The organism is Shinella sp. G-2 (genome assembly GCF_050172695.1).
GTDB lineage: Bacteria > Pseudomonadota > Alphaproteobacteria > Rhizobiales > Rhizobiaceae > Shinella.
Genome location: NZ_JBBEYH010000047.1, coordinates 1 through 9521, shown reverse-complemented (window position 1 = coordinate 9521; position 9521 = coordinate 1). Strand labels below are relative to the sequence as shown.

Sequence of the window (9521 nt, the reverse complement as noted above, 5' to 3'; positions counted from 1 at the left end):
GAAGGTGCAGATGCCGACAAACGGCAGGTTCAAACGTCCGGTCTCGTACGAATTGCTGGTCATGTGCCCTCCTCCAAAGGTGCGAAGGAGTGTGCCAAAGGCCAAAACATTTAAAAGTATCTATGATTGCATGTTTACTTGTGCATTAATCAATGAATGATCAACAAGGTCCGACACCGCGTCCTCAATCTCTCCCTCGGAGATGCCGAACTCCGGCTGCTCCGGGTGTTCGCCTCCGTCGTGCAGCACGGCGGTTTCTCCGCCGCTCAATCGGCGCTCGGCATGACGCAGGCGACGATCTCGACCCACATGCGCCATCTCGAGGAACGGCTGGCCCTGCGCCTGTGCAGCCGCGGCCGCGGCGGCTTCCTGCTGACGGACGAGGGACGGCTGGTCTACAATGCGGCGCTCGAGCTTTTCGGCTCGATGGAGCAGTTCCAGAGCCGCATCGGCGAGGCGCAGGGGGAACTGACCGGCAGCCTGAGTTTCGGCACCGTCGATGCGATGATCACCAACCGCGAACTCGACCTCCAGGGTGCGCTTGCGAGCTTCCATGCCAAGGCGCCGCGCGTTCATCTGGAGATCGATGTCGCCGCGCCGCAGGTCCTGCACCAGGGCCTCCTGAACGGGTCCTATCAGGTCGTCCTCATGCCCTCGGTCGGCAGCGTCATGCCGAATTTCCGCAGCCAGCCCGTCTTCTCCGAGGTTCAGCAACTTTACTGCGCCGATGGCCACCCGCTCTTCGCCATCCCCGACGCGGAACTTACCGAAGACCTGCTCGCCGCCCAATCCTTCGCCGGCCGCACCTACATGCTCAACGAGACGATCTGCGGCGTCAACTTCAACTGGGCGGCAGCGACACCGCATATGGAAGGCACGCTGCTCCTCCTGCTGTCCGGCGCCTATATCGGCTTCCTGCCGGATCACTACGCCGACGAATGGGTGCGGACCGGTCGCCTCCGGGTCCTTGCCCCTGACCGCATGACCTTCAAGGACATGTTCCACATCGCCTATCCCCGCAACAAACCATCGCGCGCCGCCGAAACCCTCGCGGCCGCCATTGCCGAGAGCGCACACAAGCCGCGGTGACGCCACCGCTTCGCGCCGGCCGCCATTTCCATCTGTCGCAGAACGCCGCTTGACTCCCATCGGAAAGCGCTTTTATAAGTTGTAGGCCTAACCCTACAATTGGATGCCATGCAACAGCCCTCCCCGACATCAACCGCCACGCTTTCCCCCGCCGATCTACCCGGCCGGGACGTGCCCGTGCGTCGCCTGCGCCATCCTGGCCGCTGGATCAGCGGCGGCATCGTCCTTCTGCTGCTCGCCTTCATCGGCCGCGCCTTCGCCGTCGGGCAGATCCAGTGGGCCGTGGTCGGGCAATTCCTGACGGCGGAGGTGATCATCGTCGGCTTCGGCTGGACGCTCCTGATTTCGGCCTGCGCCCTCGCCTTCGGCGTGGCACTGGGTTTTGCCTTCGGCATCATGCGGCTGTCGGAAAACCCGATCCTGCGCTTTGCCGCCTGGCTCTATGTCTGGATCTTCCGCGGGACGCCCGTGCTGCTCCAGCTTCTCATCTGGTTCAACATCGCGCTCGTCTTCCCGCGGCTTTACATTCCGGGCCTCGTCGATGCGCGCATGGTCGATGTCGTGACGCCCTTCGTCGCCGCCGTGCTCGGGCTCGGCGTCAACGAGGGCTCCTATCTCACCGAGGTCGTGCGGGGCGGCATCAGCTCCGTCGACAAGGGCCAGACCGAGGCCGCGCATACCCTCGGCATGACGCCCGGCCAGACGATGCGCCGCATCGTCCTGCCGCAGACGCTGCGCCTGATCCTGCCGGTGCTCGGCAACAGCGCCATCGGCATGCTGAAATTCTCCTCGCTCGCCGCCACCATCGCCATGGGCGAAATGCTGAACGCGGCACAGCGCATCTACTTCATCAACGGTGCCGTCATCGAGCTCCTGTTCGTCTGCGCGATCTGGTACCTGGCCGGCACCACGGTTCTGTCCATCGGCCAATATTATCTCGAACGCCATTTCGGCCGTGACGCCTCCAGCGCCACCGCCGGAAGCAGCTGGTTCAAGGGCTGGGCGCGCCGCCGGGCCGCCCCGGAGGAAGCATGAGCCTCGCAGTCAAGGCGGTCGGTATCCGCAAGAGTTTTGGCGCCCACGAGGTCCTGAAGGGGCTCGATCTGGACGTTACCCATGGCGAGGTGCTCTGCATCCTCGGTCCTTCCGGCAGCGGCAAGAGCACCTTCCTGCGCTGCATCAACCATCTGGAAACACCCGATGGCGGCTATGTCTGGGTCGACGGCGCCATCATGGGCTACGAGCTCCGTTGCGGCGCCCTGCAGGAACTGCCGATCAAGCGCCTGCGCGCCCAGCAGAGCCAGCTTGGCATGGTCTTCCAGCACTTCAACCTCTTCGCCCATCGCACCGTGCTCGGCAATGTCATCGAGGGTCCGATGGTGGTGCGCGGCCTGAAGCGCGCCGCGGCGGAAGCCCGTGCCATGGAACTCCTGGAGCAGGTCGGCATGGCCGGCAAGGCCGCAAGCTACCCCTCGCAGCTTTCCGGCGGCCAGAAGCAGCGCGTCGCCATCGCCCGGGCGCTCGCCATGGAACCGCGCGTCATGCTGTTCGACGAGCCGACCAGCGCACTCGATCCGGAACTCGTCGGCGAGGTGCTGGAGGTGATGCGCACGCTGGCGCGCGGCGGCACCACGATGATCGTCGTCACGCACGAGATCGGCTTCGCCCGCGAAGTGGCCGACCGGGTCGTGGTCATGATCGATGGCGAAATCCGCGAAATGGGCGTCCCGGGCGACATCCTCAGCAACCCGGCCGATCCACGCGTGCGCTCGTTCCTGAGCCGCGTGCTCGCCTGACCTTTTTCTTCGTCCAACAATGGGAGTACGGACAATGAAGACAATCCTGCCGATGGTCCTGGGGCTTGCCTCGGCCACCTTCCTCAGTCTTGCCGGCGTCGCGCAGGCGGCCGGCGACGAAAAGCTCGCCGCCGCCCTGCCCGAAGCCGTGCGCAGCGCCGGCAAGCTGAACGTCACGATCAGCCTGGCCTACCCGCCGATGGAATACAACGACGCCGGCTCGACGGAACTGAAGGGCTTCGACATCGACCTTGCCAAGGCGATCGCCGAGCGTCTCGGCCTCGCCGCGGAATTCCAGAACGTCGAGTTTCCGCAGCTGATCCCGCAGGTCGTCACCGGCCGTTCCGACATGATCATCACGGCGTTCTCCGACAAGGTGGAGCGCCAGACGCAGCTTGATTTCATCGACTACTTCAAGACGGGCAACGTCTTCTATTCGAGCATCGACCACCAGGGCGACATCAAGACCGAAGCCGACCTCTGCGGCAAGACCGTCGCGGTCGCCACGGGTACGAGCTGGGTTACCTGGGCCGAAGAGCTCGGCAAGTCGATCTGCCCGGCCGACAAGCTGATCACCGTCATCCAGATCCCGACCCAGGCCGAGCACATCATGCAGATCCGCCAGGGTCGCGCCCAGGCCTCCGTCATCGGTCTCGAAGGCCTGCTCGACCTGATGAAGCAGGAACCGGGCAAGTTCTACCAGATCGGCGCGGTAGGCGACGTCAACCACTATGGCATCGCCTTCGCCAAGGCGAACGGCGAGCTGCGCGATGCCGTGCATGCCACGCTCGACGCGCTGAAGGCGGACGGCACTTATGCACAGATCCTCGACCGCTACGGCTTGAAAGAAGCCGGTGTGGAAGAGTTCAAGATAAACGGAGCCACGAAGTAATCCAGCCGTTCCGGAGCCTGCCTTGACCCAGCCTTCCACACCAGACGCCAATGCCGCGGGTGACCGCCCGGACGACCGGCTGTCGCGCTTTCGTCTCGACGCCTATTCGAGCGAACAGCTCTACCGCCAGCTTTACCGGGCATTGCGCGCCGCCATTCTCAGCGGCGATTTCTCCGAGGGGGAAGCCATCCCTTCGGAGAACCAGTTGCGCGACCAGTTCGGCATCGCCCGAACGACGGTCCGTAACGCCATGGCGCTTCTGGTGTCGGAAGGTCTGGTTCAGCAGGTGCGGGGTCGGGGCACGATCGTCTCGCACCGGCCGATCAGCCACAACATCTGGAACTTCGGCAGCTTCACGGAACTGGCGCGCCGGCAGGGCCAGCGCCCGGTCACGAAAGTGCTGGAACATCGCGTGGAAGGCGGCGAACTGCTTCTGGTGCGTGCCCGTGGCCTGGCGAACGAGGCGACCGTGAGCTGGCTCAACGTCGACACGTCCCAGCTCGACCTGGCCCTCTATCCCGGCCTCGAGACCTACGATTTCGCGGCGCAATCGCTCTACGAGGTGCTGCGCCGCGACTATGACCGCCATCCGCTCCGCTCGGAACTGCTGCTGACCGTCGTGCCGCCGTCGGAGCGCCTGCGGGAGGTCTTCGGCCCGGCACCGGACGTGCCGGGCTATCTTTGCGCCAGCGGGGACGTCCTCGACGCCGACGACCGGTTGGTCGAACGCACGTCGATCGTCTACGCGCCGGCGGTCCAGATGAAATTCGCAACGCGCTGGGGGCGCGATACCGCGCCCGCCTGAGGGCGCCGCGACGCAGGAGAAACGACATGAGCCGTCTTATCGAGACCTTTGCCACCGTGAAGCCCATTCTCGGCATGCTGCATCTTGCCGGTGACGGCCCCGCGGCGAAGCTCGCCCAGGCCGAGGAAGAGGCACGCATCATGGCCGGCGAAGGCGTCGACGGGCTGGTGGTGGAAAACTACTTCGGCGATGCCGACGATGTCGAGCGCGTGCTCGACCGGTTGAGCGGCCTCGATCTTGGCGTGAAACTCGGCGTCAACGTGCTGCGCGACGACAAGCGCGCCTTCGCGCTGGCGAAGCGCTATCCCGTTTCCTTCATTCAGGTCGATTCCGTCGCCGGCCATCTGTCGCCGGAAGACGACGCCGGCTTTGCGACCGATTTCGCCGCGCGGCGGGCAAGCGTCCCGTCGCTGCTGCTCGGCGGCGTGCGGTTCAAGTATCAGCCGATCCTTTCCGGCCGGCCGGAGGAAGAGGACGTGCGCCTCGGCGCCACGCGCTGCGACGGCCTGGTGGTGACCTCGGACGCCACGGGCCAGCCGACGGACATGGACAAGGTGGCTCGCTTCCGCGCCGCGACCGGCGGCGCCGTGCCGCTCCTCATCGGTGCCGGCCTTACCGAAACGAACGCCGCCGAACAGCTGGAACATGCCGATGGCGCCATTGTCGGAAGCTGGTTCAAGCACGACCACAAGGACACCGGCCGCGTCGAGGCCAGCCATGTCGCCCGCCTGATGCACGCCGTCCGCGCTGCCCGGAGCGCGGCATGACCCCCGTCCGCGCCCGCCCCGTGACGGCCGAAAACTTCGCCCGCTACGGCAGGGTCTACGATCTTGCGGACGATGCCGATCCAAACGCGATCTGGACGCAGGGCGACGGCTGGGCCGACGGCTTCACCCGTACGCCGTTGATCGACGGTTCGGGCCATCTCGGCATGACGCGGGGCGGCAGCGCGCCCTGGCCCTGCACCGCGATGGAACGGCACCCGCAGACCGAGGAGGCGCTCTTCTGCGCCGGCGAACCGATCGTTCTTGCGGTGGCCGCCGCCTCAAAGGCAGACGCACCCCATCGCGACGAGATCGAGGCTTTCGTCATCGCACCGGGACAGGTGGTCGTGATGCACAGGAACGTCTGGCATGACGCCTGCCGGGGCGCCACGCGCCCCACGCCCTATTACTGGATGGCGATCTGCGGTCTCGGCGAAAGCCCGTGGATCCCGGTCGCCGGCGGGCCGCGTCAGGTCGAGGTGAAGAGCGAGACCGCAGCATGACGGCCTTCTTCATCGGCGATGTGGCGCTCGACGAATATTACACCGCCGATCGCTGGCCCGGCCGCGCCGACAAGGGCATGGTGCAGGAACTGCCCGCCGAGATCGGCGGCTCCATCGCCAATGCCGCCGTCGTGCATGCGGCGCTGGGCGGGGACACGCAGTTCATTTCCCTGCTCAACGACAGCCCCTTGTCGGGGCGGCTTACGGATGACCTCCGGCAGAACGGCGTCGGTGTCGATCACATGCTGACCGATCCCACCCTTGCGGAATCGCGCAACCTGATCTTCCTGATCGACGGCGAGCACGTCGTCCTGACGGTCGAGATGGGCGAGCCGCCGATGTGGCTGACGCCGGCGACCCTCGCAACCCTGCGCCGTGAGGGCTTTCTCTATACGACGCTCTACCGGGCCCGCCGCCTGCACTGCCAGACGGAAACGGGCATCCTGAAGCAGGCCGACCTTCTGGCCGATCTCAGCCACCACGGCCGCCGCGCGATCTTCGATCTCGATGTCGGTGGCTGCACGCCCGAAGACATGCCCTATCTCTCGGGCGCTGCCGTCGTCATCTTCAATCAGGTCGGCTTTCGCGCCGCCTTCGGCCATGACGACATGGCCCGCATAGGCGAGTGGATACGCACGCACGGGATAGGCTGGGTGGTGCGCACGAAGGCGGCCCATGGCGCCGAGGCCTTCGACGGCGAAACGCTGCTGCAGGCGGCAGGCTATCCCGTGGATGTGGCCGACGTCACGGGGGCCGGCGACACCTTCGGCGGAGCGCTGACCTGGTGCCTGACACGGGGACACCCCTTCGCGGAAGCGCTGGATTTCTCCATTGCCGCCGCCTCCCGCTCCGTCACGATCCACGGCCCGCGCGGCGGCAAGGCCGACGTGGAAACCGTGCTTGCCTGGCGAAGGGAGAGGCGCGGCCTCTAGAGTTTGCCAGGGAAAAGTGGAAACCGGTTTTCCCGAAAAGACAAACGAAAACAAAAGAATTTAGAGCATGTCTGGTTCGATCTGAACCTGACATGCTCCAGGAAGAAGATCGAGGGCTTTCGCCCTCGATCCTCATCGCTGGCTAACGCCAGCATCCGCCGCAGGGAAAGCGGCAGATGCACGGTCAGGCGGCAAAGCATCCACCCTGCCAGGGAGGAGAGCTCGCAGCACATCCCGCTCCCTCGCCTGACCGTTCCAGCCTTACCGGACCCGGACGGGCTCGGCATAGTACGGCAGGCGGTCGATCCGCGGCGACCACAGGCCCTTGTCGACCACCGTGCGCACATGCGCGGCGATCTCTTCCATCGGAGCGAACCAGACGTCCCCCCGCTGGCGAACCTGCTCGAGGAAGCGATGCACCACATCCCAGCGCGCGAGACGGCCGGTGGCGAACGGATGGACGACCGGCACCCACAACGCGCCGTAGCGATAGGCGGCCTCGAACTCCTGCGCGAAGGCGGCAAAGCCTTGCTCCGGCGCGCGGATCGGCATCATGTAGTCGAGATCCATCGACTGGACATATTGCGGCCAGTCGTCGAGACCCCAATGGGACGGAAGTTCGACCAGGCGGCCCGCATCGCATTCCAGGAGATAGGGAATGTCGTCCCCCATCAGCGAGGCATCGTATTCGAACCCGCGCGAGACGAGCAGATCCGCCGAGCGATGCGAGAAGTTGTAGAGCGGCGCCCGCCAGCCGCGCGGCCGCTTGCCGCTCGCCTTGACGATGACGTCGATGCTGCGGTCGAGCCAATAGGCCTCGTCCTCATCCGAAAGCTCGCGCGGATGCTCGTGCAGGAAACCGTGATGGGCGAGCTCATGACCGCCCTCCAGAATGGCTTCGATCGCCGCGGGATAGCGCTCGATGCACCAGGCCGGAACGAAGAAGGTCTGCTTGATGCCGAGCTGGCGATAGCTTTCGACGATGCGCGGGATCGCCACCTTGGGCCCGTATTGCAGCATGGAAATACCCGCGACGCGGCTATGGCCATCCTCGGGATGGGCGATATGGATGAGGCTGTCCGCATCCATGTCGAAGGTGATGCAGGCCGCGCATTTCGCGCCGTTCGGCCAGGGAATGGGGTTCCTGATCATGGCATGATGCTCCCGCCATTGCTGCCGACGCCCTGTCCGGTGAAATAGCGCCCGCCGGGACCGGCGAGGAACAGCGCCAGTTCGCCGATCTCCTCCGGCTTGCCGAAGCGGGCGAGCGGGATCGCAAGTTCCTTTGCCCGCCATTCCGGGCTCATATTCGCCGCGCCGAGCATTTCGGTGTCGATCGGGCCGGGGCAGATGGCGTTGACGAGGATGCGGGGCGCGAACTCCTTCGCCCAGGAACGCACCAGGCCGAGCACGCCGTGCTTGGAGGCGACATAGGGCGAGAAGGTCTCGCGCCCGTAATAGGCCATGTCGGAGGCGATCATGATCAGCCGCGCCGGATCCTCCGCCGTGCTGTCCATCAGACCGATCGCCATCTTTCCGACGAGGAAACTGCCGCGCAGGTTGATGCCGATCACGCGGTCGAAGTCCGCGACCGGAGTTTCCAGCAGCGGCGCTTCATGGATGACGCCCGCGCAATGCACGACCACATCCAGGCCGCCGAACCTTTCCTTCACCGCCGCGCCAACGGCGAGGACGGCGCTTTCGTCGGACACGTCGCAGGCGAGCGCCAGCGTTTCCGCAGCGCCGGCCCCGGCCGCCGCCGCCGCGGTTTCATCCGGCTTGCGGATATCGGCGAGCGCGACGCGCGCGCCGGTTCCGGCCAGAGCGAGGGCGCAGGCCGCGCCGATGCCGCGATAGGCACCCGTAACGAGAACGCGCCGGCTCATGCCATCACCTCGCCACGGTCGAGCATCAGGCCCTGGCCCGTCATGTCCCTGGCCCCGTCGGAGGCAAGGAAGAGATAGGGCGCGGCAAGATCCTCGGGTTCCAGCAGGCCGGGCAGAACCTGCGCCCCGACGATCTCGGCCAGGAGGTCGTCTTCGCTGCGGCCGGTGCGCAGCGACATGTTCTTCAGGGACAGCATGGCCGCTTCCGTGCGCACCCAGCCGGGGCAGACGGCATTGACGCGAATGCCCTTCGGGCCGAGTTCCTTGGCCATGACGCGCGTGAAGCCGAGATTGGCATGTTTGGATGTGATGTAGGCGGCAAATTCCGCCACCACGACGCGGCTCCAGATCGAGGCCGTGACGATGATGCGCCCGCCCTCCACCATGTGCGGCACCGCGTTGCGCGTGACGTAGAACGTGCCGTTGGTGTTGATGTCGGTGATGCGGCGGAAGGTGTCCTCGACCGCCGGATCGGGATCGAGCAGCGGCGTGATGCGCTCCAGCCCGGCATTGTTGACGAGCACGTCGATGCGGCCGAGCGGCGCGAGCGCGGCCTTCACCGCGGCGCTGTCGGTAATGTCGCATTCGATCGCTGCGACCTTACGGCCGAAGCGCTCCGACATCTCCTTCGCCGTGTCGTGAATGCCCGAACCGGAGGACAGGATCGTCACATCCGCACCGGCGGCGGCAAAGCCTTCCGCCACCGCCCGGCCGATGCCGCGGCTTGCGCCGGTGACCAGCACGTGCTCACCGGAAAAATCGTATTGTAGTCGTCCCATGGGTCAGCCTTTCTTCGCATGCATGATGCGGCCGATGAGGTTCATGAGAACCTGGGCGGCCAGGATGGCGGTTCC

General features: G+C 65.7%; 11 protein-coding genes. 8 read left to right on the top strand and 3 right to left on the bottom strand.

What is annotated here, in order from left to right:
• Positions 1-156 precede the first annotated feature (156 nt).
• The 8 genes from V8U06_RS28775 (at position 157) to V8U06_RS28740 (ending at position 6781) form a co-directional block, all read left to right on the top strand.
• Positions 157-1089, top strand: coding sequence for a LysR family transcriptional regulator (locus tag V8U06_RS28775; protein ID WP_226922775.1), 933 nt, complete (start codon positions 157-159; stop codon positions 1087-1089).
• Positions 1090-1197: 108 nt separating this feature from the next.
• Entirely contained in the window at positions 1198-2124 is a 927-nt protein-coding gene (locus V8U06_RS28770; RefSeq protein WP_427143590.1) for an amino acid ABC transporter permease, read from the top strand.
• Positions 2121-2885 carry an amino acid ABC transporter ATP-binding protein gene (locus V8U06_RS28765; RefSeq protein ID WP_427143589.1) on the top strand — a complete coding sequence of 255 codons (765 nt, stop codon included), beginning with the start codon at positions 2121-2123 and terminating at the stop codon, positions 2883-2885. Before V8U06_RS28770 ends, V8U06_RS28765 begins: the two co-directional genes overlap by 4 nt.
• 34 nt (positions 2886-2919) lie before the next feature.
• The gene (locus V8U06_RS28760) at positions 2920-3777 is read left to right on the top strand and encodes an ABC transporter substrate-binding protein (protein ID WP_427143588.1); all 858 of its coding nucleotides are present in this window, start codon (positions 2920-2922) and stop codon (positions 3775-3777) included.
• A 22-nt stretch (positions 3778-3799) separates the two neighbouring features.
• Positions 3800-4582, top strand: a complete 783-nt coding sequence (locus V8U06_RS28755) for a GntR family transcriptional regulator (protein WP_427143587.1) — start codon at positions 3800-3802, stop codon at positions 4580-4582.
• 26 nt (positions 4583-4608) lie between these two features.
• Positions 4609-5349, top strand: coding sequence for a BtpA/SgcQ family protein (locus V8U06_RS28750; protein ID WP_427143586.1), 741 nt, complete (start codon positions 4609-4611; stop codon positions 5347-5349).
• Positions 5346-5849: an ureidoglycolate lyase gene (locus V8U06_RS28745; RefSeq protein ID WP_427143585.1), complete on the top strand. Its 504-nt coding sequence runs from the start codon at positions 5346-5348 to the stop codon at positions 5847-5849. Before V8U06_RS28750 ends, V8U06_RS28745 begins: the two co-directional genes overlap by 4 nt.
• Complete coding sequence (locus tag V8U06_RS28740) at positions 5846-6781, top strand: carbohydrate kinase family protein (protein ID WP_427143584.1); 936 nt, start codon at positions 5846-5848, stop codon at positions 6779-6781. Before V8U06_RS28745 ends, V8U06_RS28740 begins: the two co-directional genes overlap by 4 nt.
• Positions 6782-7042: 261 nt before the next feature.
• On the opposite strand, the gene V8U06_RS28735 is transcribed toward V8U06_RS28740, so the two are convergent.
• The 3 genes from V8U06_RS28735 to V8U06_RS28725 are packed head-to-tail and all read right to left on the bottom strand — an operon-like array spanning position 7043 to position 9446.
• A complete protein-coding gene (locus V8U06_RS28735) occupies positions 7043-7933 on the bottom strand; it encodes a polysaccharide deacetylase family protein (protein WP_226922783.1) in 891 nt (296 codons plus the stop codon).
• The gene (locus V8U06_RS28730; protein ID WP_427143583.1) at positions 7930-8667 is read right to left on the bottom strand and encodes an SDR family NAD(P)-dependent oxidoreductase; all 738 of its coding nucleotides are present in this window, start codon (positions 8665-8667) and stop codon (positions 7930-7932) included. The genes V8U06_RS28735 and V8U06_RS28730 overlap by 4 nt, the downstream gene beginning before the upstream one ends.
• Positions 8664-9446, bottom strand: coding sequence for an SDR family NAD(P)-dependent oxidoreductase (locus V8U06_RS28725; protein WP_427143582.1), 783 nt, complete (start codon positions 9444-9446; stop codon positions 8664-8666). The genes V8U06_RS28730 and V8U06_RS28725 overlap by 4 nt, the downstream gene beginning before the upstream one ends.
• Between the last annotated feature and the right edge of the window lie 75 nt (positions 9447-9521).

What these genes read in the sequence shown, in the direction of transcription:
- V8U06_RS28775 (WP_226922775.1), top strand. Translation starts at nt 157, where the DNA reads ATGATCAACAAGGTCCGACACCGCGTCCTCAATCTCTCCCTCGGAGAT.
- V8U06_RS28770 (WP_427143590.1), top strand. Translation starts at nt 1,198, where the DNA reads ATGCAACAGCCCTCCCCGACATCAACCGCCACGCTTTCCCCCGCCGAT.
- V8U06_RS28765 (WP_427143589.1), top strand. Translation starts at nt 2,121, where the DNA reads ATGAGCCTCGCAGTCAAGGCGGTCGGTATCCGCAAGAGTTTTGGCGCC.
- V8U06_RS28760 (WP_427143588.1), top strand. Translation starts at nt 2,920, where the DNA reads ATGAAGACAATCCTGCCGATGGTCCTGGGGCTTGCCTCGGCCACCTTC.
- V8U06_RS28750 (WP_427143586.1), top strand. Translation starts at nt 4,609, where the DNA reads ATGAGCCGTCTTATCGAGACCTTTGCCACCGTGAAGCCCATTCTCGGC.
- V8U06_RS28745 (WP_427143585.1), top strand. Translation starts at nt 5,346, where the DNA reads ATGACCCCCGTCCGCGCCCGCCCCGTGACGGCCGAAAACTTCGCCCGC.
- V8U06_RS28740 (WP_427143584.1), top strand. Translation starts at nt 5,846, where the DNA reads ATGACGGCCTTCTTCATCGGCGATGTGGCGCTCGACGAATATTACACC.
- V8U06_RS28735 (WP_226922783.1), bottom strand. Translation starts at nt 7,933, where the DNA reads ATGATCAGGAACCCCATTCCCTGGCCGAACGGCGCGAAATGCGCGGCC.
- V8U06_RS28730 (WP_427143583.1), bottom strand. Translation starts at nt 8,667, where the DNA reads ATGAGCCGGCGCGTTCTCGTTACGGGTGCCTATCGCGGCATCGGCGCG.
- V8U06_RS28725 (WP_427143582.1), bottom strand. Translation starts at nt 9,446, where the DNA reads ATGGGACGACTACAATACGATTTTTCCGGTGAGCACGTGCTGGTCACC.